The sequence below is a fragment of the Streptomyces sp. KPB2 genome (genome assembly GCF_003950055.1).
In the GTDB taxonomy this organism is placed as follows: domain Bacteria; phylum Actinomycetota; class Actinomycetes; order Streptomycetales; family Streptomycetaceae; genus Streptomyces; species Streptomyces salinarius.
The window spans coordinates 3,691,552-3,717,275 of record NZ_CP034353.1 but is presented as its reverse complement, the minus strand read 5'-3'; the positions used below and the strand labels follow the sequence as shown (position 1 = coordinate 3,717,275).

The following is a 25,724-nucleotide window of genomic DNA, read 5'->3' as shown; positions in this document are numbered from 1 at the left end:
AGGGGAGCATAACGATCGTCAGGAGAGCTGACCGTCGTAGTCCGGGAGCTTGAAGGTCTTCTCGGCGTGGCCGCCGGACAGGTCGGTGGCGCTGTTGCCGATGTTCGCGATGATCGTGTAGCCCTTCGACTCGATCTCCGCGCGCTGTTCCGTCTTGTACTCGGCGACGTCCTTGAACAGGTCGAGGAACCCGCGGACGTACAGCCCGGACGACTCGTACCCGGCGTGGGCGAGGTTCCACTCGGTGGGCGCCTCGATGATGCCCGGGCGGGCGGTCACGAAGAACAGGGCGACGCCGTGCTCCTGGGCGTACCGGGCGGCCTCCAGCACCGGCCGGTTGGCGGGCTGGGGGTAGCTGAAGCCGAAGTCGGTCTCCAGGGAGGTGTTGTCGATGTCGAGGACGATCGCCTGCTTCTCGCCGGGGCCGGCGTCGGCGATGCGCTCCTTCAGGTACGGCAGCGCCGCGTCCATCACGGCCCGGCAGTCGCGCTGCCAGGTGTCGTAGTCGACGTCGGCCGCGGCGGCCGTCGCCACCGACGCGCGCGGCGTTTCGGCCGGGGCGGCGACGGACGGCGTGACCGTGGCGGTGAGCGCCGCGACGACGACGGCGGCCGTGCCCGTGGCACGCCACCACAGAGGTCTGGTCTGTCCGGTCTGGTCGGTCATGGGGGGTGGGGTCCTCTCATGCCTGCGCGGATGCCTGACGGCACAGAACGGGTGCCTGACGGCACAAAGTTGTCGCGTGCATGCTCGCCCCGGCAAGTGGCCGGACGGCAACGATTGGGTTACTGAGCAGTAGTCATTCGCCCGGCCTGCGGTTACGCCGTGATCTCCACCCCGTCCGGCACGTTCCGCACCCGCGGCAGCCGGGGGTTGACCCGCAGCACCCGCAGCCGGGGGAGCCCGGAGAGCCAGGAGACGTCCGTGTCGGGCAGCTCCGCGTTGAGCCACAGGTGGGTCACCTGGTCGGGGAGCAGTCCCGCCAGCAGCTCCTCGGCCCGCATCACCCCGGCCACCTGGATGCGCGGCCGCCCGCCCAGCTCGCGCAGCGCGGCCAGCTCGGCGGTGTCGGCGACCGGGAAGTAGAGGCCGTCCGGGTCCAGGTGGGCGATGATCTCCTGGGCGTACCGCTCGGTGTCGAAGTGTCGCCAGCCCCGCGCCAGTTCGGTGCGGACCGCCAGCGCCGCACGGGAGCGCAGCCGGGCCAGGTAGTCGATGGCGGCGTCGTCCTGGACGCGGGTCGCGGTGCAGGCGAGCAGATGCGCCTGCCGGTCGTCGGGCACCTGGCCCGGATCGGGCAGCAGTTCGAGGACGATGGGGCCGACCCAGCCGAGCCCCCGGGCGGCCAGCTCCGTCGTCGGGCGCACCAGGTTCTTCGTGCGGTCGTGGACGAGCCGCTGGACGGCCGGGTCGAGTTCGGTGACGTGGTCCAGGCAGGCCGCGGCCATCAGCCGCCGGTGGTTGATCTGCGGGCGGCGCAGTCCGGGCGCGGGTGCCAGCAGCCGTTCCAGGAACTGGGCGCACTCCTCGGGCCGGGCGTGGGCGGCGGCCATGCGGATGACCTCCTCCCACTCGGACTGGTGGGCATGGTCCACCAGCGTCGGGAACCGGCCGCGCGCCACGATCTCCTTGGCGGCCAGGTAGTCCTGGAAGGTGCGGTGGACGAAGTCGACCGACTCGCCCGACCGTTCGCGCAGCAGACCCGTGCGGTGCAGCAGGTGCCGGAAGATCGTCGCGCCGTCCCCCTGGGCGCGGGCCGCGGGCATCGCGGGCAGCGCGGCGTCCAGGATGGCGACCGCCCGTTCGCGGGTCAGCTCGGAGGCGTCCTCCTCCAGCATGGCGTGGGCCAGCTTCTGCAACAGCCGCTCGCGGGTGCTCTGCTGGAGCCGCACGTCGTCGGCGTACAGCACGTCCCGCTCGGGGTCGCGGCGCTGGAGCAGCATCTCCAGGGCGGCGTCGTACAGCTCCTTGCGGCCGCTGGGCAGGGAGCCCGCACGGTCGCGGTTCAGGGCGCATATCAGGCCGCACATCAGGGGGTTGGTGGCGAGCTGGCGCAGCTCGCGGTAGATCCGTACGGAGTGCAGCAGCCGCTGCTCGTACTCGTCCAGCGTTCTTCGTTCCCGCTCCCGTTCCCGTCCCTGGGGCCCCTGGGGCCGGCTCTGCTCGTCCAGGCGGGCCGCCGAGTGCCAGTCCCGGACGAACCGCGTCACCTGGTCCCGCGACATCGGCGCCAGAGACAGCTCGACGAAGTCCTCCTCGGCCAGCCCGCCCCCCGACAGCCAGCCGTCGGAGACGGCGGACGGCCGGGAGGTGACCAGGCAGCCGTTGCCCGAGAAGACGCGCAGCAGCCGCCGCAGCCGGTCGCGCAACTCGCCCCGCGTCTTCTCCGGCGCCTCGTCGATGCCGTCGACCAGCAGCAGCGCCCGCCCGGCGAGCAGGGTGCGCACCACCCACCCCTCCGGCGCCCGGTCGGCGAGCGGGTGCCGGACCGCGTGCAGGAAGTCGTCCGGGGCCGGGAAGCCCTCGCGGGCGAAGCGGCGTACGGGCAGCACGAAGGGGATGCGGGAGCCCTCCCGGGCGGCGGCCACGGCCAGCCACTGCACCAGGGTCGTCTTGCCCGAGCCGGCGCCGCCGCGCAGCAGGACCCGTTCGTGGTCCTCCAGCGCCCGGTCCGCGAGCAGCACGGTGCGCTGTTCGTCCTCGGCGCCGCCCACGCCGCCGCTGCGCTCCTCCGCCTCCAGGCTCAGATAGGTCTCCTCCAGCGGCCAACGGTCGGGCGCGTTGGGGAAGTCCACGCCGACGATGGTCAGCCAGCCGTACCGCCGGGCCACCCACTGGACGTATTCGGCCTCGAACGCCACGTCCTCCTCGGGCCGTTCGGCCTGTCGTGCCGCCGCCTCGGCGTCGCCCTGGTCGACCAGCTGGGCGATCCGGCTGGCCCGCCCCGGCAACTGCCGCTGGAGATAGGCGGAGCGCCGCACCAGGTGGTGCAGGACGTGCAGGCACACCGACACCAGCAGCGCGTCGTGGAACCAGGCGGCGTCCGGCGACAGTTCCCGGTCCGCGCCCTGCACGGCGCCCCGCAGCCGCCGCGCGTAGTCCTGCGGCCCCAGCCGTACGGCGTCGGCGTCGGTGACGTCGACCTCGGCGATCGCGAGCAGCGTGCGGGCCAGGACGTCGACGACCGGGGCGAGTTCGGCGGTGGGCGCGGCATGCCGCTCGGCGGCGAGGTGGACCAGGTCGGCGGCGGTGCGGTGGACGTCGTCGGGGGTGGCCGTGGCCTTCGCGCCCCGCCAGCTGACGAAGCCGGGGACCGGTTCGGAGAACACCGGCGGCCGGACGGGGTCGCGGAAGAGCCGGTGGACGAGGGGGGCGGCGAGACGGGAGGGCGTGCGGACGGCGGGATCCATGGATACGGCTTACCCCCGGTGTCGTGAGGACTGGTCGGTTGCGGAGATCTGGACCCGCACTCCGTCCGGCACCTGCCGGGCCACGGACGGGTCGGTGTCGGCCAGCACGGTGACGGTGCGCAGGCCCGGGAAGGCGGAGAGCCAGGCCAGCCCTTCCACCGGATGCGCGGCGTCCAGCGTCAGCCGGGCGAGGCGCTCGGCCACGATCAGGGCGGTCAGGTCCTCGACGCGGTACGCGCCGCGGACGTGGATGTGCTCCCAGCCGCCGAGCGCGCGCAGCGCGCGCAGGTCCTCCACCGAGGACACGTCGACGGACCACTGCCGGGGCAGGTGGGCGAGGATCTCGCGGGCGTACCGGTCACGGTCGAACAGGTGCCAGGCGGCGGCGAGGGACTGCTGTACGCCGGAGCCGGGATGACCGCGGAAACGGCGCAGGAACTGCAGCGCCGCCTCGCTGCCCACACTGACCGCCGTGTACACCACGCGGGCTGCCGTGCGGTGATCCACCTCCTCGGGGCCCGGCAGCAGGCCCAGCACGAGATCGCCCCCGGCGCGCGCCACCTCACGTGCCGCGTCGAAGGACACCGGCGGCACGTGCGCCACCAGCCCGTCCTCCACCCGTTTGCGCACCTGAGGGGCGACTTCCGCCGCGTACCGCAGCCCGGCCGCCGCCAGCAGTGCGCGGCGGGGGTCGCCCGGTTCCGTCAGCCTGCGCATCAGGTACTCCGCCTCCTTCGGGCGGGCGTGCGCGAGGGCCAGCAGGATGACGTCCTCCCAGTCGTCCCTGCCCGCGTGGTCGACCAGCAGGTCGAAGTCCATCTCCTCGACGGCCAGCCGGGCGCCGAGGTAGTCCTGGAAGGTGCGGTGCAGGAAGTCCACCCGGCCCTCGGCAGGTTCGCGCAGCAGCCCGGAACGCAGCAGCAGGGCGTGGTAGGTCTCCTCTTCGCTGTCGGCCGCCAGACTGAGCGCGGGCAGCGCACGGCCGACGATCCGCAGGGCCTCGGTCCGGTCCATCTCCTGGCGGCCGTTGCGGATCAGCCACCACGCCAGCTTCTGCAGCAGCTGCACCTGGACCGCGTAGGGCAGCCGCGTTCCGTCGGGGCCGTGCAGTTCCCGCTCCCGGTCCCGGCGCTCCAGGAGCATGGTCAGGGCGGCCTCGTACAGGGACCTGCGGTCCTGGGGCAGGAAGCCGCGCCGGTCGCGGTGCAGGGCGCACAGCATGCCGCACATGAGCGGGTTGGTGGCCAGGCGGTTCAGCTCGGACGTGGTCCGCACGGCCTCCAGCAGCGACTCGCCGACCTCCTCCGGTGCCCCGGCCGCCCGGTGCCACCGTCGTACGAAGGTGGTGACGCCGTCCCGGGACATCCGTGCGAGCACGCGCTCGTCGAAGCCCTCGGCGGCCAGCCACTCCTCCGGTACGGCCGACGGCCGCGAGGTGACCAGCCACAGGTTTCCCGGGAAGGCCCGCACCAGCTCGCGCAGCCAGCGCCGGGCGGCGGCCCGGCGGTCCCCGGCGATCTCGTCGATGCCGTCGACCAGCAGCACCCCGCGCCGGGCCCGCAGCACGCGCTCCACCCACCCCGGCGGCTGCTCCCCGGCGACGGGACAGCCGACCGCGCGCAGGAAGTCGCCGGGGAAGGGCAGCTCCGCCCCCGGCCGCACGATCCGGCGCATCGGCAGCACGAACGGGACCCGCCCGATGAGGTGGGACAGCCCGTGGTCGTAGACCCGGCTCGCGGCCGTGACCGCGAGCCACTGCACGAGGGTCGTCTTGCCGGACCCGGCGACGCCGCGCAGGAACACCTGGTCGTGCCCGGCGAGCACCTGCTCGGCGGCCACCGCCCCGTACTCCGGTCCTCGGCGCCCGTCCCGCCCCGCCCGGGGCCGGGTCGCCTCCAGGCTCAGATAGGCCGTGTCCAGCGGCCACTCCCGGGTCCCGGCGTCCAGCCCGTAGATGGTGAGGCTGCCGTAGCGGGCGGCGATGTGGTCCGCGTAACGCTCCTCGAACCCGGCGTCCTCGGCCGACTGGGACGGCAGCCGCTCCAGCAGCACGTCGACGGCCCGGACCAGCCGGGCCAGCTGCTGCGTCTGGTCGGTCTGCCGGCGGGCGACGTAGGTGGAGCGCTGGGTGAGGAAGTTCAGGATGTGCAGCGAGGCGGTGCGCAGCAGCCGCTCGTACAGCAGCGTGCCGCCCTCGCTCAGCCCGTACGGGGCCAGCGGCACGCCCGCGCTCAGCTCGCGCGCGAAGCGCTCGGGGCCGAGCCCGACGGCCTCGTAGTCCTCGACGGTGATCTCGCCGAGCCGGGCGAGGGTGCGGGCCAGGGCGTCCTTGACGGCCGCGGCCTCGGCGGCGTCCACGGGCTCCTCGCCGGGTCCGGCCGCGCTCAGCGCCCTGCGGACCAGCTCACCGGCGATCTTCTCGACGTCCTTGGGCGTGACGGTCCGCTTCTCGCCCCGGAAGGACACCAGCGCCGATATCCGCACCGGCCGGTCCACGAGCCCCGCTCCCGGCCCGTCCCGCACGAAGAGCCGACGGACGAGCGGCGTGACCGCGCTGGAGGCGACACGGGCCCCGAGTGCTGTGACGTCGACCATGCTCCGAGCCTAGGTGAACGCCCTTGTACGGGGGGCGGGTTAACCGGGACGGGAGTAGCCCCGGTCACATTCACCGCCCCTTCGATCATGGCCGCCGGTGATGTGCCGCACAGGCCGATTGCCCTGTACTACGGGGAATAGTGGCAGCCGCAAGAACTACGAAAACGGACATACCGGAGCGGAGGGAGGGGGGTTTTCCGGGCGTCTGACCTGGTTTTGTCCAGAATGACGGCTCTGGCATGGGTCAGGAAGTTTCGGACCGAAGTACTAAATACGGTCGTAGGTCACACCTTTGTGCGGTTCGGGGTCCCCGGGTTACCAAGGTTGAGCCCGCCCGGTGAGCGCCTTGTGCGTCCCGCCGGTGGGCATTCCTCTGCACCCGTCCCCATGAGGTTCGAATGTTCCCGCGTGTCACGTCCCGTTCTTCCCGTACGACCATCCGCACCCGCGCCGCGGTGATGGCCGCCGGCCTCGGAGCCTCGGTCGCACTGGGAGCCGGGGTCGCGGCCGCCACCGGCACCACGGCGGCCACCAGCACCAACGCCGCCGCGAGCGCCGTAGAGGCCCAGGCAGCGGCGCAGGCCAAGGCGGCGAAGGCCGAGAAGGCCGCCGCGAGCGCCAAGAAGACCACGACCGCCAAGAAGACGGCCACCAAGAAGAAGGCCGCCTCCTGGGTCGACCCGGTCAAGAAGTACACGCTGAGCGCCAGCTTCGCCCAGAACGGCGGCATGTGGGCGCACAAGCACAGCGGCCAGGACTTCGCCGTGCCGATCGGCACCAACGTGGTCGCCACCCACGGCGGCACCGTCGTCAAGGCCGGCGGCAACGGCGCCGGTGACGGCCCCGCCTACGGCAACGCCATCGTCATCAAGCACGGCAACGGCACGTACTCCCAGTACGCGCACCTGTCCAAGATCAACGTGAAGATCGGCCAGGTCGTGAAGACCGGCCAGTCGATCGCCAAGTCCGGCAACACCGGCAACTCCAGCGGTCCGCACCTGCACTTCGAGATCCGCACGACGCCGAACTACGGCTCGGCCGTCGACCCGGTCGCCTTCCTGAAGGCCAAGGGCGTGACCGTCTAAGAGCGGGACTGGGTCCCCTCGGCTCCCCGGTGGGCCTGGGTGATCAGATCGGTGGCGACCTCGAGAACGGCAGCACGCTGTTCCTCGGGGTCGCCTTCGAGGTCCCGGAGCACGAACATCCCGGCGTGCAGCGTGAACAGCGCGCTGATGCAGCGGACCTGGTCGACCAGGTCCGCCTCGGGATCCATGAGGATGTCGCGCAGACCGAACATCCTGGTCTTGAACAGCTCGCCGATGCGCAGGTCCCGCACCGTCGCCTGGTTCTCCTGCATGAAGCGGAACAGCGGCGCCGCGCCGGCCAGTGCCTCGCTGTAGCCGCGGACGATCTCCTGCTTCGTCTCCAGGGTGTGCGGCTGCTCCCGCCCCCACTCGATCAGGTCCTCCAAGGGCCGTGAGAGATCCTCGAAGATGCTGACGAGGATCTCTTCCTTGGTCTTGAAGTGGTAGTAGAGCGCGGCCTTGGTCACGTCCAGACGCTCGGCGATCTCGCGCAGGGAGGTCTTCTCGTACCCCTGCTCCGCGAAGAGCTCGAGCGCCACGTCCTGGATGCGCTGGCGGGTGTCCCCGCGGCGTCGCTGCTGCTTGGTGCCGTTCATTGTGCCGCCCATCCTCCTACGCACCTCCTGCCCCGCGCACTTTCCGAAAAACTTACTTGACGCCCGGCTAGTTACGCGCCTACCTTTCCCAGTGTAGACAACTTGCCGGGCGGCAAGTAAGTGCGAGTGGTGCAGCGGTAGCTGGGGGAGTAGGAGAGATGGCGGACAAGACGGAGGCGGCGACCGGCGACGCCGGTGCCGTGAAACAGCCGAGGAGCGTGCGGGTCGTCCTGCTCGCCCTCATGATCGCGATGATGCTCGCGATGCTCGACAACATGATCATCGGCACCGCGATGCCGACGATCGTGGGCGAACTGGGCGGACTGGAACACCTCTCCTGGGTCGTCACCGCCTACACCCTCGCCACCGCGGCCTCCACCCCGCTGTGGGGCAAGCTCGGCGACATGTACGGGCGCAAGGGCTCGTTCATGACGTCGATCGTGATCTTCCTGGCCGGCTCGGCGCTCAGCGGCATGGCCCAGGACATGGGCCAGCTCATCGGCTTCCGCGCGATCCAGGGGCTGGGCGCCGGTGGTCTGATGGTCGGCGTCATGGCGATCATCGGTGACCTCATACCGCCCCGGGAGCGCGGCAAGTACCAGGGCATGATCGCCGGTGTCATGGCGCTCTCGATGATCGGCGGACCGCTGGTCGGCGGCACCATCACCGACAACTGGGGCTGGCGCTGGTCCTTCTACATCAACATCCCGCTCGGCGTGATCGCGCTGATCGCGATCAGTGCCGTGCTGCACCTGCCGAAGAAGCGCAGCGAGGCCCGGATCGACTACCTGGGCGCGGCGCTGCTGACCGTCGGCATCACCGCCATCGTGCTCGTCACCACCTGGGGCGGCACCGAGTACGCCTGGACCTCCGCGCGGATCATGGAGCTGATCGGCATCGGCGTCGCCGCGCTGATCGGGTTCGTGTTCTGGCAGACCAGGGCCGCGGAGCCCATCCTGCCGCTGCACATCTTCCGCAGCCGCAACTTCACGCTGATGTCGGTCATCGGCTTCATCGTCGGCTTCGTGATGTTCGGCGCCACCCTCTTCCTGCCGCTGTACCAGCAGTCGGTGCAGGGCGCGTCCGCCACCAACTCGGGTCTGCTGCTCCTGCCCATGCTGGGCGCGATGCTGGTCACGTCGATGGTCGCGGGCCGGGTCACCACCAGCACCGGCCGCTACAAGATCTTCCCGGTCGCGGGCGGCGCGCTGATGACGGTCGGCCTGTTCCTGCTGTCGACCATGGACACCGACACCACCCGCTTCACCTCCGGCCTGTACATGGCCGTCGTCGGTCTCGGCATGGGCTGCCTGATGCAGATCACCATGCTGGTGGCGCAGAACAGCGTGGAGATGAAGGACATGGGCGTCGCGTCCTCCTCCACCACCCTCTTCCGTACCCTCGGCTCCTCCTTCGGCGTCGCGATCATGGGCGCGCTGTTCAACAACCGGGTCCAGGACGTCATGGCCGAGCGCGCGCCGGCGGGCGGCTCCCAGGCGACGGAGCAGTCGGCGACCCTGACCGCGGAGGCGCTGAAGGCCCTGCCGGCGGCGATCCGCGACGCCTACCAGCACGCGGTGTCCGCGGGCACCCACGGTGCGTTCCTGCTCGGCGCGGTGGTGGCGGTCCTCGCCCTGGTCGCGGCGGTGTTCGTGAAGGAGGTCCCGCTGAAGGGCGCCGGACCGAAGCCGGCCGAGGCCCCGGCCGACGGCGACGACGACCCGGCCTCGGCGAAGACACCGGTGACCGAGGCCGTCTGACCTCGGCGGCGGCCCGCCGTCTCCCCCTCACCAGGCCTCCGGGCGGCTTCGGCCACCCGGGGGCCTTCCTCGTACGGCATAGGCTGAACCGCGAGGCTCCGGGGGGAGCGAGGGAGGGCGCAGGGCATGAGCAGGGACGAGAACGGCAGGACCGGATCCCGGCGGCGCTCGGCGCTGACCGGCGCCGCCGCAACCGCGGTCCTCCCGGTCGGCGCGGTCGTCCTGGCGGGCGTCGAGGCCGCGTTGCCGTGGTGGGCGATCGCCGGACCGGCCGCGCTGACCGCCGGGCTCGCCGGCTGGGCCGGAGTGAGAATCAGCCGGCGCCGCGCCGTACGCCGTGAAGCCCTGGAGCCGGGGGAGCAGGTCCTCGGCACCTACACCGTCCGGCCCCCGTACCGCGAACACACGCCGCCCGCGGCGCACGAGGGCCCGCAGTACCAACTGGTGGTGACCAGCCGCGGCCTCCAACTGTGGGAGCGCTCCGCACTGCTGTGGCGCCACCCGTGGCCGGAGCTGCGCGTCCTCGTCGACGGCCCGCGCCTGCGCGTCCACCACGAGGGCCGCGAGGCCGGTCACATGCTCCTGGAACCGCCGGGCGCGGCCCAGGAGGTACGCCGCGTCGCCACCCGGCACGCGGCCGGCTGAGGGGGCCGGTCACGGACGCGACGCCGACACGTCCCCCTTGCCGACGCACTCGAACCACACCGTCTTGCCCCGCCCGTCCGGGTACGGCGTGACACCCCACCGGTCGGTCACCGCCGCGACGATCAGGAGCCCGCGCCCGCCCTCGCCCAGCGCGTCGGCGGTCCCGGGCACGGGCGGTTCCGGGCAGCCGTCGGCGACCTCCACCCGTACGCCGCCCGGCCGGAGCAGGAAGCACACGCGCCCCCGACGGCCGGGCACGTGCCGTACGACGTTGGCGACCAGCTCCGTGAGCGCCAGCTCGGCGGCGTCGGCCACGTCCGGCAGCCCGGAGCGCACGAGGTACAGCCGCAGCACACGGCGCAGATGGCGGGCCGAGTGCGCGCCCATGGCGAACTCGGCGTGGTACCGGCTCTCAACGTCCGCCGCCCGCGGACCGGTTGCGTGATTCACACCACAAGGCTGCGACGCGGTGCGTACGCTCGACTACGCACAGGAACGAACGTCGCGAGGCGTTGCCGCCCGCAGTCCCCGGAGTCCCGGAGTGAGGTGCCGCAGTGGCCAACATCCAGTCCCTCGACCCGACCGCGTCCCCGCTCGACTACTACGGCTGGGAGCTGCGCCGCCAGCGCGAGGCCCACGGCCTCAAGCAGGGCCAGCTCGGCGACATCATCTTCTGCACCGGCTCGCTGATCGGCCAGATCGAGACCACGAAGAAGGTCCCGACGCGGGACTTCTCCGAGCGGGTGGACGCCGCGCTGGGCACGGACGGTCTGTTCTCGCGGCTGATCGGCCTGGTGCTGCGCAGCCAACTCCCCACGTGGTTCCAGCCGTACGCGGAGATGGAGGCGAAGGCGGCGTACATCTCGACGTACCAGGCGCAGTTGGTCTACGGGCTGTTGCAGACGGAGGAGTACGCGCGGGCGGTGCTGGCCACGGGCAGGCCCGGGCAACTGGAGAGCTTGCTGGCTGCTCGCATGGAACGCCAGCGCATCCTCGACTGGGAGAAGCCGCCCCTGGCCTTGGTGATCCTGGACGAGGCCGTACTTCACCGGCCGGTTGGCGGCGTGGACGTGATGAGGCGGCAACTGGGGCACCTGTTGAAGTTCGCCGGCCACCGCTGGCTGCGTCTCCAGGTGCTGCCCCTGTCCAGCGGCGAACACCCGGGCCTCGCCGGGGCGTTCAACATCCTGCGCTTCGATGACCACCCGGATGTCTTCTACACAGAGGACATGATGTCCGGCCACATGACGGCCAATCCGGAGACCATCAAAGAGGCCAATCTCAATTACGCTCACTTGCAAGCGGCCGCCCTCTCCGTGAAGGACTCGGCGGCGCTCGTCGCCCGCGTGATGGAGGAACGCTATGAAGACCGGACCGAGCGAGACCCAGTGGCGTAAGTCCAGCTACAGCGGTCCCAACGGAGGCGACTGCGTGGAGTGCACCGTCAGTGGCGGCGCCGCTTGGCGCACGTCCTCGTACAGCGGAAACACCGGCGGTGATTGCGTAGAGGTCGCCGACAACTGCCCCGCCGGTGCCGTCCCCGTGCGGGACAGCAAGAACCCGTCCGGCCCCGTCGTCACCGTGGGCGCCGGCGCCTGGCAGGCCTTCGTCGACGGCCTGCGGTAGCCGCACCGCCTAGACCAGCCGCTCCGCCAGCAGCAGGGCGCCGACGAGGATCATCGCCGCGCCCGAGACGCGGGACACCGCCGTGGCGACGGCCGGGCGGGCGCCCAGGATGCGGCGGGCCGTGGTGCCGACGCCCGTGTAGACCACGGCGCAGTTGGCCGTGTGCACCAGGCCGAGGGCGACGATCTGCGCGGCGAAGGGCCAGTCGGCGTCCCGCGCGGCGAACTGCGGCAGGAGGGCGAGGAACAGCAGCAGCGCCTTGGGGTTGAGGCCGCTGATGCCCGCCCCTCTGGCCGCCCGCCCCATCCACGAGCCGGTGCCCTCGTCACCGTCCCCGGCCCGGGGCGCGGCGGGGTGGGCCAGGGTCGTGACGCCGAGCCAGACCAGGTACGCCGCACCGGCGGCCGTCAGCAGGGTCAGCACCGTCGGTGAACCGGCGACCGCGGTCGCGAGGCCTGCGGCGACCACGGCGGTCAGCACGACGTACCCGCCCAGCAGCCCGCCGATCGCGGGCAGCACCGTCCGGTGGCGCAGCCCCGCCGTGATCGCGTAGGCCCAGTCCGCTCCCGGGACGAGCACCAGCAGGAAGGACACCGACCAGAACGCCCCGACGCCGGCCATCTCCACCGTCTCCACCTCACCCTTCTTCCGGCTCTCGTAGGCAGATTAGGGAAGAATGCCCGGAAGGTGGTTCCAAGATTTCCCCGTCAGGCTCCCGGCCGTGGAAAGATTTCACCTATGGACGACGTGGACCGGAAGATCCTTGCCGAGCTACAAAAGGACGGCCGGCTGACGCTGACCGAGCTCGCCGAGCGGGTCCGGCTCAGCGTCTCCCCCTGCCACCGGCGCCTGCGTGCCCTGGAACGCTCCGGGGCGATCACCGGCTACCACGCGACCCTGAACGCGCCCGCGCTCGGGCTGGGCTTCGAGGCGCTGGTCTTCGTCACCATGCGCTACGAGGACCGCCAGACCGTCGCCGCCTTCGAGGAGGCCGTCGCCGAGATCCCCCACGTCGTGCAGGCCCAGCGGCTCTTCGGCGACCCCGACTACCTCCTGCGCGTCGTCACCCGCGACCTTGAGGCCTACCGGCGCCTCTACGACGACCGCCTGGCCTCCCTCCCCGGCGTCCAGCGCCTCAGCTCCACCCTCGTCATGGCCAACCTGGTCGAGGCCCGCCCCCTGCCCCTGTGACGTCCGGCGTCCGGAGTCCGGCCGATGTCAGTGCCGGGTGCCACCATCGGCGTATGGACAAGCTGCGTCAGTTGCGGCTGGCGAAGGACGCCATGGACCGTGACTGGGCCGACCCGGCGCTCGATCTGGACGCGGTGGCCGCGCACGCGGGGTACTCCCGCTATCACTTCCTGCGCGCCTTCAAGGAGACGTACGGCGAGACACCCGGCCAGTACCTCACCCGCCGCCGCATCGAGCGCGCCGAGGACATGCTGCGCACCGCCAACCTGACCGTCACCGAGATCTGCCACCTGGTCGGCTTCAGCAGCCTGGGCACCTTCTCCACCCGGTTCAAGGCCCGCACCGGTCTGACCCCGAGCGAGTACCGGGCCAAGCACGTGGGCCGGGGCACCGCCCTCGTCCCGGGGTGTTACGTCATGCACTGGGCGGGCGGGGTGCGCCGCAATTCCGGAGAAGCGGAGTGACGCCGCCGCTGCCTACCGTGACAGAGCAAGCGGAAACCGTCGCGGAACCGCGGAAACACAGGAGCACGCCATGATCAAGGGTCTCGCCATCTCGACCGTCTGGGTCCTCGACCAGGACCGGGCCAAGGAGTTCTACACCCAGAAGCTGGGCCTGGAGGTCCGCACCGACATGACCATGGGCGAGGGAGGCATGCGCTGGCTCACCGTCGGCTCCCCGAACCAGCCCGACGTCGAGCTGACGCTGATGCTCCCGAACGGCCCCGCGATGGACCCCGAGTCCGCGGAAATGATCAAGAAGCTGGTGGCCAAGGGCGCCCTCGGCGCCGGTGTCCTGACCACCGACGACATCCACGGCGACTACAAGAAGCTCAAGGACCGCGGCGTCGAGTTCCTCCAGGAGCCCCAGGAACGCCCGTACGGCACGGAGGCCCTCTTCCGCGACGACTCCGGCAACTGGTTCTCCTTCACGCAGCCCCGCGAGGGCGGCCTCGACATGGACCAGGACTTCGCCTGCTGACACCGGCGTCCCCGACGGCACGCGCCGGACCGAAAACCCCTCGCCTCAATGCCCCCGTGCCGGGATCATGGGCGACCGGTTTCCATGGAGGAGGACGGCGTGCAGCCAGAAGGACTCCGCCGCGCGGTCGAGGCGGCCCGGGCCGTCGTCTCGGAGCTGGGCCTGCGGGCCGACGACGTCGACGTCGTCCACGACTCGGACCGGGTGGTCCTGCGCCTGCTCCCCGCCGACGTCCTGGCCCGGGTCGCGCCCGGAGGGCAGTCCGCCGAGTCCGCGTTCGAGGTCGAGGTCGCCCGCCGGCTCACCGACGTCGGCGCTCCGGTGGCCGTGCTCGACCCCCGGTCCGACCCCCGGGTCCGTGCGCGGGACGGCTTCGCCGTCTCGCTCTGGACCTACTACGAACCGCTGGGAGTGGAGATCGCACCGGCCGACTACGCGCACGCGCTCCAGCTCCACCATGCCGCACTGCGCCGGATCGACCTGGACGCACCGCACTTCACCGACCGGGTGGCCGTGGCGCTGGCAGGGGTGGACGACCGGGAGCGGTCACCCGAACTGTCCTACGCGGACCGGGAATTCCTCCACGACACGCTCCGCGGTCTGAGCGCCGGGATCAGTGCCGACGGGGCGCGCGACCAGTTGCTGCACGGTGAGCCGCACCCGGGGAACCTCCTGAACACGCACAGGGGCCCGCTCTTCGTGGACCTCGCCACGTGCTGCCGCGGGCCGGTCGAGTTCGACCTCGCCCACGGGCCCGAGGAAGCGGCGGAGCACTACGCGGGTGCCGATCCGGAGCTGGTCCACCGGTGCCGCGCGCTGAACTGGGCGCTGTTCTCCGCCTGGCGCTGGCGCCGGGACGACCAGATGCCCGACCGGGAGCACTGGAGGGTGGAGGGGCTCCACCGTGTCCGGGCCGCACTCGGGCGGACCTGAGCGCCGAGCCGGGGACGGTCACCGATTCCGGGACGACTCCCGGGAGGTCTCCCCGGACGACGACGCCCCGGACGACGTCGCCCCGCCGCCCGTCCGCTCCGGCAGCATCGGGTAGCTCCCCGTGTTGGTCGGTGCGTGTTCCGGGAGCCACAGGACGGCGACCGCGCCCTCGGCCGGTACGTGGGCGGGGGCACCGGCCGGGCGGACGTTGCGGAAGGTGAGGCGGGCGCCCAGGACCCGGGCCTGACCGGCCGCGATGGTCAGGCCGAGGCCGTGTCCGCGGCCCGCCCGGTCCGTGCTGCCGGTGCGGAACCGGCTCGGGCCCTCGGCCAGCAGGTCCTCGGGGAAGCCCGGCCCGTGGTCGCGGACCCGGATCACCCGGCCCTCGACGCTGACCTCGACCGGCGCGCGGCCGTGCCGGGCGGCGTTGGCGAGCAGGTTGAACAGCACGCGCTCCAGACGGCGCGGGTCGGTCGTGACCTCCGACTCGTGGATCACCCGCACCTCGACGGACGGGTCCTTGGCGGCGACCCGGCGGGAGACGAAGTGGCCGAGCATGATGTCCTGCAACTCGGCCCGCTCCGAGGCGCCGTCGAGCCGGGCCACCTCCAGGACGTCCTCGACGAGCGTGCGCATCGCCTTCGCCCGGTCGAGGACCAACTCGGTCGGCCGGCCCGGCGGCAGCAGCTCGGCGGCCGTGAGCAGACCGGTCACCGGGGTGCGCAGCTCGTGCGCGATGTCCGCGGTGACCCGGCGCTCGGCCTCGATCCGCTGCTGCAACGCGTCCGCCATCGCGTCCACGGCACGCGCGACGTCGTCCGTCTCGTCCCGTACGACACCGCCGATGGCGTCCCGCACCCGGACGTCGGCCTCGCCGCCCGCGACCCGGTTCGCCGCGGCCGCGGCCTTGCGCAGCCGGCGCGAGAGCTGACCGCCGATGAGCACACCGAGCGCGCTGCCGCCCAGCACGACCGCGATCGAGCCGATGACCAGGGCCTGGTCCAGGTCGCCGAGGATGTCCGCGCTGCGGTCGGTGAAACCCGAGTGCAGCGACATCACGTGCCCGTCCTTGAGCGGGACGGCCGCCCAGATGTCCGTCACGCCGTTCGCCTGCTCGGAGACGTACGTGGCCCGCCGCCCCGCCTCGACCTTGCGGCGCAGCTCCGGCGGCAGGTCGGGGTCGTCGATCTGGGCGTTGGGGAAGTTCTGCCGGCCGGACAGCTCGTAGTTGCGCTGGGCGATCAGGACTCGGTCGTCGGCGAGGTCGCGGGCGTTGTCGAGCATCGACACCCGGGCCGCGTTGTGCACGACCAGGCTGAGCACGATCGCCACCAGCGCGCCGACCAGCGCGATGGCCGCGCTCAGCTTCCAGCGCAGCCCGGTGCGGATGCCGCGGGCACGGAGCCCCCCGGCAAGGAGCCCGCGGGCACCGGAACCCCGCGGACGCAGGTCGCCTTCGTCGGCGCCGCCCGAGCTGAGCACGTGCGTACGGCCGCCCGGCCGTACGGACGGCGCCGTGCGCTCGCCCGGTCCCGCCTGCCCGCCCGGCGCGGCGCGGTCGTACGGCTGCTGCCCCGGTGGCGCGTCGGCCCGGTGTCGTCGGAAGAACCCCCGCATGTCCCTGTATCCCCGCTCAGGCCTTCAACTTGTAGCCGAAGCCGCGGACCGTCTCGATCCGGTCCTGGCCGATCTTGGTGCGCAGTCGCTGCACATGGACGTCGACGACCCGGGTGTCCCCGCCCCAGCCGTAGTCCCACACGCGTTCCAGCAGCTTGTCGCGCGAGAGCACGGTGCCCGGCGCCGAGGAGAACTCCAGCAGCAGCCGCATCTCGGTCGGGGTCAGCGCCACCGGCCGCCCGGCCCGGCGCACCTCCATGCCGTCGGTGTCCACTTCGAGGTCGCCGAAGGTGAGCACGCCCCCCGTCCCGGCGGCGCCGCCCGGCTCCGTCCGGCCGTCGCCCCCGGCGTGCCCGAAGCGGCGCAGCACCGCCCGGATCCGGGCGACCAGGACGGCCCCGTCGAACGGCTTGGTCACGTAGTCGTCGGCGCCGGCCTCCAGGCCGAGCACCACATCGATGGAGTCCGCCCGCGCCGACAGCATGATCACCGGCACCGTGGACTCGTCCCGGATGCGGCGGCACAGGCTGACGCCGTCGAGGCCGGGGAGCATGACGTCGAGGAGGGCGATGTCGGGACGGTCGGCCCGGAAGGACTCCAGGCCCGAGAGTCCGTCGGGCATCGCGGTGACCGCGAAGCCGTCCCGCTCCAGGGCGAGCTGGGTGGCCTCGCGGATGACGTCGTCGTCCTCGACGAACAGGACGTGGGTCTGGTCTGCCATCCCGGTGCTCTCAGTCCTCAGGGTGTGGTCGGGTCGAACGGGCCGCCGGCTCCCTCGACGGCCTTCACTCGCTCATCGGTGCGAGCGGTCCGATCGGTTCGCGTCGGCCGGCGTGAACCGGCGGGTCAGCCGTCCGGCTCGGGAGCCGGGGTGGGCGCGTTCCCCGCGGAGTTGCTGTAGTCGTTGTGGGTGCGGTACTCCTCGGCGAACCGGCCCGACGCCCAGCGGTACGTGATCACGTTCTCGCCGGACGGACTCGACACCGGGTCCCCCTTGTCGTACACCTGCTTGGTCACCACCAGGTCGCCGCGGTCTATCTCCGCGTAGACCGGGGGCGCCTCCGCCTTGAACACGTTCTGGTATCCGCCGTCCTCCTCGCGGTACACGTAACTGCCCACACCCACCGCGTCACCGCACGTCAGCACGTTGACGACGACGTCCTCCGCCGAGCCGCCGGTCAGCTTGCCGTACGACACGTCGACGGGGTACTCGTCGGCGACGCACGGCTTCAGCTCGCGCTTGACCTCCGCGGAGACCTTGGGATCGGCCTTGACGAGCCGCACCGCGTCCACGCGCTCGGGGGCCTTCGACGGCGACGCCTTCGCCGCGGGCTCGGGGGACGAGGAGGCGGCGCCGCCCACCGCGTCCGCGTGGGCCGGCCCCTCGTCCCGGGCGCCGGTGCCGCCGGTCCCGCAGCCGGACAGGGAAACGCCGAGGGCGACGAACACGGCCACCGCCGTACTCGCCGCCTGCGTGGTTCTCCGGGCTTCCCCGGGTGTCCGACCGTCGGTCAGGCCGCGCAACGCTCCCGCTCCTCACGCTCCAGCGCCCGTGCGTCCAGATCGCGGGCGACCAGCTCCTCGCGGAGCCGGGCGAGCGCCCGGTGCAGCGTGCTCTTGACCGTCCCCGCCGACATGCCGAGGGCGGCGGCGGTCTCCTCCGTTGACATCTGCTCCCAGTGTCGCAGCACCACGACGCTGCGCTGCTTGGGGGCGAGCACCTTCAGGACGTCCATCAGCAGGGCGCGGTCCGCGTGCTGCTCGGTGGCGTCGTCCATGGGGGACTCGGGGAGCTGCTCGGTCGGCACCTCCTCCAGCTTCCGCGCCCGCCACCACTCGGTCCGGGTGTTGATCATCACCCGGCGCAGGTAGGCGTCCGCGAGCCGCTTGTCCTCGATGGTCTCCCAGCGCCCGTACGTCCGCGCCAGCGCGGTCTGCAGCAGGTCCTGGGCGTCCACGGGGTCGGGGACCAGGCGCCGGGCACTGCGCAGCAGCGCGTCCTGCCGGGTGCGGACGTACTCCTCGAACTCGAGCACCTCGCCCATGTCAACCGCCTTCCGATCCCCGTATCCCGGCGGTGGTCATCCGCCGGCCCACTGCCTGTGGTCCTTGGTCGTTGCCGTGCCCCTCCGGGCACGCAAACGAAGGTAGGGAAGCGTTGTCACGGCGCTGTGCGTAGCAGCCTGCGGCAAACCCTCGGCTGTCCGTCGGTTGTGTAACGGAAGTAGGAACCGGTTAAATCGGCAGCCCACTTGATGGCGACATGGGGTGATTTGCCCGACGGGGGGACCGTCACAGACCCGACGGGGGAGCCGTCACAGAAGGGTGTGCCGCCGCTGTGCGTCAGCTCAGCGGCAGCCGGTACAGCCCGTCCGCCAGCGGCTCCACCAGACCGTCGGCCACGAGGCCGTCCAGGGCGCGGGCACGCTGGACCGGTTCCTGCCACACCTGGTCGAGGGCGGCCTGCGGCACCGGCGCGGTCGCCTCCCGCAGCACCGCGAGCAGCCGCCCGCGCACCTGCCGGTCGGTGCCCGCGTACGTCTGGCCGCGCCGCGGCGGCCCGTCGTGCGCGGGTTTGCCGGCCAGCCGCCAGGCGCACCGGGCCGCGATCGGGCAGCGGTGGCACGACTCGTTCTTCGCCGTGCAGACCAGGGCGCCCAGCTCCATCGACGCGGCGGCCCAGCGGGCGGCGCTCGCCTCCTCGTCGGGCAGCAGCGCCCGGGCCAGCTTCCGCTCGGCGGCGGTGGTGGCGTTCGGCGGGTACTGCACGCCGGTGACCGCGCGGGCGAAGACCCGGCGGACGTTGGTGTCCAGTACGGCGTGGCGCTGGCCGTAGGCGAAGGAGGCGACCGCGGCGGCCGTGTACTCGCCGATGCCGGGCAGCGCCAGCAGCTGGGCGTGGTCGGCGGGTACGTCGCCGCCGTGCCGTTCCGTTATGGCCGCGGCGGCGCCGTGCAGGCGCAGGGCGCGGCGCGGGTAGCCGAGGCGGCCCCAGGCGCGGACGGCCTCGCCGGGTGCCTCGGCGGCGAGGTCGGCGGGGCGCGGCCAGCGGGCCAGCCACTGCTCGTACACGGGCAGGACGCGGCTGACCGGCGTCTGCTGGAGCATGAACTCGCTGACCATCACGCCCCAGGCACCGGCCTCGGGACGCCGCCACGGCAGATCGCGGGCGTGCTCGTCGAACCAGTCGATGACGGGGGCGTGCAGCGGCACACCGGACGCGGCGGGGTCGGATGGTCCGCCTGGCGAGGGCTTCGTGGGCGCAGTCATGACCCTCCGATCCTGCCACGGGAGGGCCGCCGCACGGGAACACCGCCACCCGGTGGCGGCCGGCGGGCCGGTCTGCCGGAATGATGATCCGTAAAAGTTGCGAGCCCGAACGGCGGGTGGGACAAGGGAACGCGCCGATCTCTCGTACAGTTTGCGCCGTGGGATCTCTGCGCAATCCGGTCGGGCCGCTTCCCTCCTCCATCTACTGGCGACGGAGGGCCGTACTGCTGTCTCTTTTCGCCCTGTTGGCGCTATTGATCACCTGGATCGTGGTCTCCGGCGGCGGGGACGGCGGCAACGGCCGCAAGGACGGGGCCGACGGCAAGAACCCGGCGTCTTCGATCACTCCGGGTCCTTCGAGCTCCGGCCCGGCGATCAGCCAAGCCCCCGGCGGACGCGACGAGTCGGGGGGCGGCGACTCCAACGGCTCGGGCTCCGGGACGAGTTCCGGAAGCGGCGGGGGGGCGGACACCGGGTCCGGATCCGGATCCGGCGGTGAGTCCGGCGGCGATGACGGGTCGGGCGGTTCGGGAAGCGCCTCGGGCGGCGGCGCGGTGACGGGCGTCGGCGCTGGTGACGCGCTGCCGGCCGGGTCGGCGCTGCCCAACTGCACGCCGGGCGCGGTGAAGTTGAGCCTGCGCAGCGTCCGCAACAGCTACTCGCCCGGTCAGACCCCGGCCTTCGAACTGACCGCGCGGAACACCTCCGGCACCGACTGCAAGGTCGACCTCGGCCCGGAGCACGCGGTGTTCACGATCACCCCGGCCAGCGGTGACGACGCCTACTGGTCCTCGGACGACTGCGTCGAGGGCGAGGGCAGCCTGCGGTACCGGGTGGCCGCCGGCAGCGGAATCACCTACACCGTGAAGTGGGACCGCAAGCCGAGCGCCGCCGAGTGCGGTACGCCGCCCGCGGGTTCGGCCAAGGCGGGCACCTACCTGGTGGAGGCCAAGGCGGCAGGGTTCGAGAAGGTGCGCACCTCGTTCGTCCTCAAGAGCGACTGATCACGGACGGGCCCGAGGGCTCAGACGTAGCGCTCCAGGATCGACGACTCCGCCAGCCGCGACAGCCCCTCGCGCACGCTGCGCGCCCGCGCCTCACCGACGCCGTCCACGGTCTGCAGGTCGTCGACACTGGCGGCGAGCAGCTTCTGCAGACCGCCGAAGTGCTCCACCAGCCGGTCGATGATCGCGCCGGGCAGCCGCGGCACCTTGGCCAGCAGCCGGAAGCCGCGCGGCGACACCGCCGAGTCCAGCGTCTCGGGCGACCCGGTGTAGCCCAGGGCCCGGGCCACGGTCGACAGTTCCAGCAGTTCCGCGTGGCTGAGCTTGTCCAGCTCGGCGAGCGCCTCGTCGACCGTACGGGACCGCTTGGCGGTCGGCTCCGGCACGTAGTCCCGCACGACCAGCTCGCGCTCGGGCTCCACCCCGGCGATCAGCTCGTCCAACTGCAGCGCGAGCAGCCGCCCGTCCGTGCCCAGCTCCACCACGTACTCGGCGATCTCGGTGGCGATCCGGCGGACCATCTCCAGCCGCTGCGCGACCGCGGAGACGTCCCGCACCGTCACCAGGTCCTCGATCTCCAGCGCCGACAGCGTGCCCGCGACCTCGTCGAGGCGCAGCTTGTACCGCTCCAGGGTCGCCAGTGCCTGATTGGCCCGCGACAGAATGGCCGCCGAATCCTCCAGCACCCGCCGCTGCCCGTCCACGTACAGCGCGATCAGCCGCATCGACTGCGAGACCGACACGACGGGGAAGCCGACCTGCTTGCTGACCCGGTCGGCGGTCCGGTGCCGCGTACCGGTCTCCTCCGTCGGAATGGTGGGATCCGGAAGGAGCTGCACCCCGGCCCGCAGGATCTTCGACAGGTCGGACGACAGCACGATGCCGCCGTCGAGCTTGCACAGCTCGCGCAGCCGGGTCGCGGTGAACTCGACGTCCAACACGAAACCGCCCGTGCACATCTGCTCGACGGTCTTGTCGGAGCCCAGCACGATCAGACCGCCCGTGTTGCCGCGCAGGACCCGCTCCAGGCCGTCGCGCAGGGACGTGCCGGGCGCCACGGCGCTCAGTGAGGCGCGCATCAGGCCATCGGCACCGGCACTCCCACCGGACTTTCCGGGAGCTGCTGCCCGGTCGTTGGCTGCCACTGCACTCCTCCGGTCGCAGGTTCTTCTGGCGCTCCCGTGTCGCACATTCGGTCGTACGGACGGGCGAGACCAGGGCAAAGTCTACCGGCGGTCCCCCTCCTCCCGTGGGGCCTCTCGGCGACGCGAGCGGGGAAGCACCCGCAGGGCGTCCCCCATGTCCGCGACTTCCAGGACCTTCATGCCGTCAGGGACCTTCCCCGGATCGGCCGGTACCAGGGCGTGCGTGAAGCCCAGCCGGTGCGCCTCGGAGAGCCTGCGCTGCACCCCCGTGACCCGTCTCACCTCTCCGGCGAGCCCGACCTCGCCGATCGCCACGAGGTTCTTGGGCAGCGGAGTGTCACTGGCCGCACTGGCCAGCGCCAGCGCGACGGCGAGGTCGGCGGCAGGCTCGGAGAGCTTCACCCCGCCCACCGTCGCGCTGTAGATGTCCCTCTTCCCCAGCGCGCTGATGCGCCCGCGCTGCTCCAGCACGGCCAGCATCATCGACACCCGCGAGGTCTCGAGCCCCGAGGTCGTGCGCCGGGGCGACGGAATCTGAGAGTCCACGGTCAGCGCCTGCACCTCGGCGACCAGCGGCCGCCGCCCTTCCAGGGTGACGGTCAGACAGGTACCGGGCACCGGCTCGGCCCGCCGGGTGAGGAACAGCCCGCTGGGATCGGCGAGGCCCGTGATCCCTTCGTCGTGCAGCTCGAAACAGCCGACCTCGTCGGTCGTCCCGTACCGGTTCTTGACCCCCCGCACCAGCCTCAGCCGCGCATGCCGGTCGCCCTCGAAATGCAGGACGACGTCCACGAGGTGCTCCAGCAGCCGTGGGCCCGCGATGGCCCCGTCCTTGGTGACGTGGCCCACCAGCAGGGTGGACATGCCGCGCTCCTTGGAGGCGCGGATCAGAGCCCCCGCCACCTCCCGCACCTGCGCCATGCCGCCCGGGGCGCCGTCGATCTCGGGCGAGGCGACGGTCTGCACGGAGTCCAGGATCAGCAGCGACGGCTTGACGGCGTCCAGGTGCCCGAGCACCGCCGCGAGGTCGGTCTCGGCGGCGAGATACAGATGGTCGTCGATGGCGTGGATCCGGTCGGCCCGCAGCCGCACCTGGCTGGCCGACTCCTCACCGGTGACGTACAGCGTCCGGTGCTCGTCGCTCGCGGACTTGGCCGCCACGTCGAGGAGCAGCGTGGACTTGCCGACGCCGGGCTCTCCCGCGACGAGCACCACGGCCCCGGGCACCAGCCCGCCGCCGAGCACCCGGTCCAGCTCGGGCACGCCGGTGGAACGGGCGGTCGCCTGCCGGCCGTCCACCTGGCCGATGGGCAGCGCGGAGGTCGTGACGCGCCCCGGCGTCGTCGTACGCACGGCGGGCGCGCCGTACTCCTCGACCGTGCCCCATGCCTGGCATTCGGGGCAGCGGCCGAGCCACTTGGCCGTCTGCCAGCCGCACTCGGTGCAGCGGTAGGACGGCCGTTCCTTGGCGGACTTCGTACGGGCAGCCATGCACGAACGGTAACCGCCCCCACTGACAACGGCCCCGGCGTGGGTGTGGGTGGGGTGGGCCCACGGGCCCGGGGTTGCCCGGTCGCCCGGCGTGGGTGTGGGGGCGGGTGGGTCACGCGGCCCGGCGTTGCGGGGTGCCGCTGCGCCCACCCGTGCCGCCCCAGCGGCACGACTGCCCGCAGCTGAGGCGGCAACGGCCGGTAGCCGCGTACGGCGAGGAGGGGGCGGGTCGGGGGGTGTCCGCCCGCAGTGGTTGGCGCGTCCGCGCCGGGGAAGATCTGTGGCCGACCGATTTCGCGCCGTTCCGAGGACGGACACCCCCCGGCACGCCCCCGACCCACAGACAACGCACCGCGCTCCGCGCACCCCCACCGAACCCGCACCGGCGCCGCAGGCACCCGCCGCAGGTGCCACGAACGGACGACGGCGACCCCGTCCCGGCCACGGAAGGGCAGGTTCGTGTCCCCTTATGAGGGATCGTTTCACCCGTACGGATTAAAAGTGCCCAACGCGCCAGTTCGCGCCACCCATAGCCCCCTACGGTCACCGAGTGATGAGGAGCAGTACGGAAACCACGACCCGCACGACCGGCGCACACCGGGCGCACCGGGAAGCGCGTGACCGCACCGCGGCGAGGGCGCTGGCACAGCCGCCGGCGCAGCGTCCGCCCGCGCGATACGCCGCGTACGACGCGTATCTGGACGGCCTGTTCACGTACTGCCTGTCCGTCCTCTGCGACCACGACGCCGCGACCACCGCCCTGACCGACGTCCTCGCGCTCGCCGAGCGCCGCGGCCACCGCGGCCCCCCGTCCGCCACCGACCGCAGGGCCTGGCTGTACGCGCTGGCCCGCTGGGCCTGCCTGCGCAAGCTGGCCGAGGCCAAGCAGAAACGTCCGAGCAGCCACGCCGCAGGCCGCCCCACCGCTCCCACCACACCCACGCCCCCGGCCCCCACCGCCGTCACCAACGACGAGGTCACCCAGCGGCACCGCAGCGAACTCGCCCTCCTCGCCTGGCCGGAGGCCGCCGGCACCACCCCCGAGCAGCGCGAGGCCCTCGAACTCGCCGTGCGCCACCACCTGGCCCCCCACGAGGTCGCCGCCGTCCTCGGCATGGACCTCGCCGCCGCCCGCGAACTGCTCGCCTCCGCCGCCTGCGAGGTGGAACGCACCCGCGCCGCCCTCGCCGTGGTCGAGACCGGCACCTGCGCGGGCGTGTCCCGCCTCACCGGCGACAACCGCTACGTCCTCAGCAGCGCCCTGCGCCGCGAGCTGGTCCGGCACGTCGACGACTGCCCACGCTGCCGCCGTACCGCCGAGCGCGCGATCCCCGGCCGCTGGCCCGGCACCAGCGTCACCCCCGCCGAGCTGCCCGTCCTGGAGGCCCCCCGCGCCGCCCTGCGCGGAGCCCCGGCCCACACCACGCGCGCGCGGGGCAGCGCCCCCCGCTTCGACCGGCGCGGCTTCCCGATGGACCCCAAGGACCGCGCGGCCCGCCGCGACCGCCTGCGCGCGCGTGCCGTCACCACCACCGTCGTCGCCACCGTCGTGGCGGCCCCGGTGCTCGCCCTGTGGGCGGCCTACCGGGGCACGCCCGTCGTCGAGGGCGAGGAGGGCCGCTCGGCCAGCGCCAGCGAGGCGCAGGACCCGGACGGCCTGGAGGGCGAGTCGGCGGGCGGCGGCTACGGCGGCTACGAGAACGCGGGCAACGCGAGCACCACCCCCGGCCCCGGCTTCGGCAAGAGCGGCGAGGCCGACGTCTCCGTGGAGGTCGTCGGCGTCTCCGGCGCAGGCGAGAAGGAGACCGGCCGGCTGAAGGTGACGGCCGGCCACGACGGCGACACCACGCTGGTCACTTTGACCGCGACCGGCGACGCCCCGGTGCGCTGGTCCGTGTCCGTCGGCGCCTCCTGGCTCTACCCGAGCCGGTCCTCGGGCACCCTGCGCCCCGGCGAGTCGGTCACGGTCCGGGTGTACGTCGACCACCTGCGCGAGCCGGCCGGCCACTGGAGCGCACGGGTGGCCGTCTCGCCCGCCCACGCGGTCGTCACCATCGAGGGCTACGGCCCCGCGCCCACCCCGTCCCGCCCGGACCCGCGCCCCAGCACCCCCGGCGACACCACGTCCCCGTCCCACCCGGGCCACACCCCGGCCCCGGACCCGTCCCCGTCGCAGCCCACCGATCCGGACCCGACGCCCACCGAGGACCCGCCGCCGACCTCGCCCGACCCGGACCCGACGACCGGCGCCCCGTCCCCGACCGGCGGCCCGGACGGCTCGTCACCCCCGCCGGGCGACGCCGACAGCGGCACCCCGAGCCCGTCCGGCTCGTAACACCGGCACGGTGCCCGCGCCCGGAACGCAACCGGCACTG

Annotated in this window: 24 protein-coding genes; 11 read left to right on the top strand and 13 right to left on the bottom strand. The window is 72.7% G+C overall.

All coding sequences use genetic code 11. The annotated features are described in order from the left end of the window. Positions 1 to 18: 18 nt before the first annotated feature. The 3 genes from D1J63_RS16390 to D1J63_RS16380 all read right to left on the bottom strand — a co-directional run bounded on the left by D1J63_RS16390 (position 19) and on the right by D1J63_RS16380 (position 6,005). A complete protein-coding gene (locus D1J63_RS16390; RefSeq protein WP_102927350.1) occupies positions 19 to 666 on the bottom strand; it encodes an HAD family acid phosphatase in 648 nt (215 codons plus the stop codon). A gap of 152 nt (positions 667 to 818) precedes the next feature. Beyond that, positions 819 to 3,410 (bottom strand): NACHT domain-containing protein, encoded by a 2,592-nt coding sequence (locus D1J63_RS16385; protein ID WP_125629532.1) that lies wholly within the window; start codon positions 3,408 to 3,410, stop codon positions 819 to 821. A 9-nt stretch (positions 3,411 to 3,419) separates the two neighbouring features. After that, positions 3,420 to 6,005, bottom strand: coding sequence for an NACHT domain-containing protein (locus tag D1J63_RS16380; RefSeq protein WP_125629530.1), 2,586 nt, complete (start codon positions 6,003 to 6,005; stop codon positions 3,420 to 3,422). A 398-nt stretch (positions 6,006 to 6,403) separates the two neighbouring features. On the opposite strand from D1J63_RS16380, the gene D1J63_RS16375 reads away from it, so the two are divergent. Continuing rightward, positions 6,404 to 7,090 (top strand): M23 family metallopeptidase, encoded by a 687-nt coding sequence (locus tag D1J63_RS16375; protein WP_125629528.1) that lies wholly within the window; start codon positions 6,404 to 6,406, stop codon positions 7,088 to 7,090. On the opposite strand, the gene D1J63_RS16370 is transcribed toward D1J63_RS16375, so the two are convergent. After that, complete coding sequence (locus D1J63_RS16370) at positions 7,087 to 7,698, bottom strand: TetR/AcrR family transcriptional regulator (RefSeq protein WP_176154392.1); 612 nt, start codon at positions 7,696 to 7,698, stop codon at positions 7,087 to 7,089. The two genes, D1J63_RS16375 and D1J63_RS16370, sit on opposite strands and share 4 nt — an antisense overlap. Before the next feature lie 146 nt (positions 7,699 to 7,844). On the opposite strand from D1J63_RS16370, the gene D1J63_RS16365 reads away from it, so the two are divergent. Further along, a complete protein-coding gene (locus D1J63_RS16365) occupies positions 7,845 to 9,446 on the top strand; it encodes an MDR family MFS transporter (RefSeq protein WP_125629526.1) in 1,602 nt (533 codons plus the stop codon). A gap of 126 nt (positions 9,447 to 9,572) precedes the next feature. Then, positions 9,573 to 10,091: a hypothetical protein gene (locus D1J63_RS16360; RefSeq protein WP_206436773.1), complete on the top strand. Its 519-nt coding sequence runs from the start codon at positions 9,573 to 9,575 to the stop codon at positions 10,089 to 10,091. Positions 10,092 to 10,100: 9 nt separating this feature from the next. On the opposite strand, the gene D1J63_RS16355 is transcribed toward D1J63_RS16360, so the two are convergent. Continuing rightward, entirely contained in the window at positions 10,101 to 10,478 is a 378-nt protein-coding gene (locus tag D1J63_RS16355) for an ATP-binding protein (protein WP_125635506.1), read from the bottom strand. Positions 10,479 to 10,645: 167 nt separating this feature from the next. Between D1J63_RS16355 and D1J63_RS16350 the strand changes: the two genes are divergently transcribed. Further along, positions 10,646 to 11,488, top strand: a complete 843-nt coding sequence (locus D1J63_RS16350; protein WP_125629524.1) for a helix-turn-helix transcriptional regulator — start codon at positions 10,646 to 10,648, stop codon at positions 11,486 to 11,488. Then, complete coding sequence (locus tag D1J63_RS16345; protein ID WP_125629521.1) at positions 11,454 to 11,717, top strand: DUF397 domain-containing protein; 264 nt, start codon at positions 11,454 to 11,456, stop codon at positions 11,715 to 11,717. Before D1J63_RS16350 ends, D1J63_RS16345 begins: the two co-directional genes overlap by 35 nt. A 9-nt stretch (positions 11,718 to 11,726) precedes the next feature. Here D1J63_RS16345 and D1J63_RS16340 read toward each other — a convergent pair whose 3' ends face one another. After that, a complete protein-coding gene (locus D1J63_RS16340; protein ID WP_125635504.1) occupies positions 11,727 to 12,338 on the bottom strand; it encodes a LysE family translocator in 612 nt (203 codons plus the stop codon). Between the two features lie 117 nt (positions 12,339 to 12,455). On the opposite strand from D1J63_RS16340, the gene D1J63_RS16335 reads away from it, so the two are divergent. From D1J63_RS16335 to D1J63_RS16320, 4 genes are all read left to right on the top strand, one after another. Next, a complete protein-coding gene (locus tag D1J63_RS16335) occupies positions 12,456 to 12,908 on the top strand; it encodes an Lrp/AsnC family transcriptional regulator (protein WP_102930767.1) in 453 nt (150 codons plus the stop codon). Between the two features lie 53 nt (positions 12,909 to 12,961). Beyond that, positions 12,962 to 13,372, top strand: a complete 411-nt coding sequence (locus D1J63_RS16330) for a helix-turn-helix transcriptional regulator (protein ID WP_125629519.1) — start codon at positions 12,962 to 12,964, stop codon at positions 13,370 to 13,372. 70 nt (positions 13,373 to 13,442) lie between these two features. Continuing rightward, entirely contained in the window at positions 13,443 to 13,889 is a 447-nt protein-coding gene (locus D1J63_RS16325) for a VOC family protein (protein ID WP_125629517.1), read from the top strand. A 99-nt stretch (positions 13,890 to 13,988) separates the two neighbouring features. Continuing rightward, entirely contained in the window at positions 13,989 to 14,822 is an 834-nt protein-coding gene (locus tag D1J63_RS16320; protein ID WP_125629515.1) for an aminoglycoside phosphotransferase family protein, read from the top strand. 18 nt (positions 14,823 to 14,840) lie between these two features. Here the strand turns inward: D1J63_RS16320 and cseC are convergent, their stop codons facing one another. The 5 genes from cseC to D1J63_RS16295 form a co-directional block, all read right to left on the bottom strand. After that, positions 14,841 to 16,439 (bottom strand): two-component system sensor histidine kinase CseC, encoded by a 1,599-nt coding sequence (gene cseC, locus D1J63_RS16315; RefSeq protein WP_125629513.1) that lies wholly within the window; start codon positions 16,437 to 16,439, stop codon positions 14,841 to 14,843. 16 nt (positions 16,440 to 16,455) lie between these two features. Continuing rightward, the gene (gene cseB / locus D1J63_RS16310; protein ID WP_102930763.1) at positions 16,456 to 17,160 is read right to left on the bottom strand and encodes a two-component system response regulator CseB; all 705 of its coding nucleotides are present in this window, start codon (positions 17,158 to 17,160) and stop codon (positions 16,456 to 16,458) included. A 125-nt stretch (positions 17,161 to 17,285) separates the two neighbouring features. Continuing rightward, the gene (locus D1J63_RS16305) at positions 17,286 to 17,963 is read right to left on the bottom strand and encodes a hypothetical protein (RefSeq protein ID WP_176154385.1); all 678 of its coding nucleotides are present in this window, start codon (positions 17,961 to 17,963) and stop codon (positions 17,286 to 17,288) included. Continuing rightward, positions 17,951 to 18,484, bottom strand: a complete 534-nt coding sequence (locus tag D1J63_RS16300) for a SigE family RNA polymerase sigma factor (RefSeq protein WP_003975479.1) — start codon at positions 18,482 to 18,484, stop codon at positions 17,951 to 17,953. Before D1J63_RS16300 ends, D1J63_RS16305 begins: the two co-directional genes overlap by 13 nt. 298 nt (positions 18,485 to 18,782) lie before the next feature. Next, entirely contained in the window at positions 18,783 to 19,709 is a 927-nt protein-coding gene (locus D1J63_RS16295) for an A/G-specific adenine glycosylase (protein WP_125629511.1), read from the bottom strand. Positions 19,710 to 19,867: 158 nt separating this feature from the next. Between D1J63_RS16295 and D1J63_RS36730 the strand changes: the two genes are divergently transcribed. Further along, complete coding sequence (locus D1J63_RS36730; RefSeq protein WP_206436772.1) at positions 19,868 to 20,713, top strand: hypothetical protein; 846 nt, start codon at positions 19,868 to 19,870, stop codon at positions 20,711 to 20,713. 20 nt (positions 20,714 to 20,733) lie between these two features. Here the strand turns inward: D1J63_RS36730 and disA are convergent, their stop codons facing one another. After that, entirely contained in the window at positions 20,734 to 21,858 is a 1,125-nt protein-coding gene (gene disA, locus D1J63_RS16280; protein WP_030404779.1) for a DNA integrity scanning diadenylate cyclase DisA, read from the bottom strand. An 81-nt stretch (positions 21,859 to 21,939) separates the two neighbouring features. Further along, positions 21,940 to 23,349 carry a DNA repair protein RadA gene (gene radA, locus D1J63_RS16275; protein WP_102932190.1) on the bottom strand — a complete coding sequence of 470 codons (1,410 nt, stop codon included), beginning with the start codon at positions 23,347 to 23,349 and terminating at the stop codon, positions 21,940 to 21,942. Positions 23,350 to 23,902: 553 nt separating this feature from the next. On the opposite strand from radA, the gene D1J63_RS36905 reads away from it, so the two are divergent. Next, the gene (locus tag D1J63_RS36905) at positions 23,903 to 25,684 is read left to right on the top strand and encodes a hypothetical protein (RefSeq protein WP_206436771.1); all 1,782 of its coding nucleotides are present in this window, start codon (positions 23,903 to 23,905) and stop codon (positions 25,682 to 25,684) included. Positions 25,685 to 25,724 lie beyond the last annotated feature (40 nt).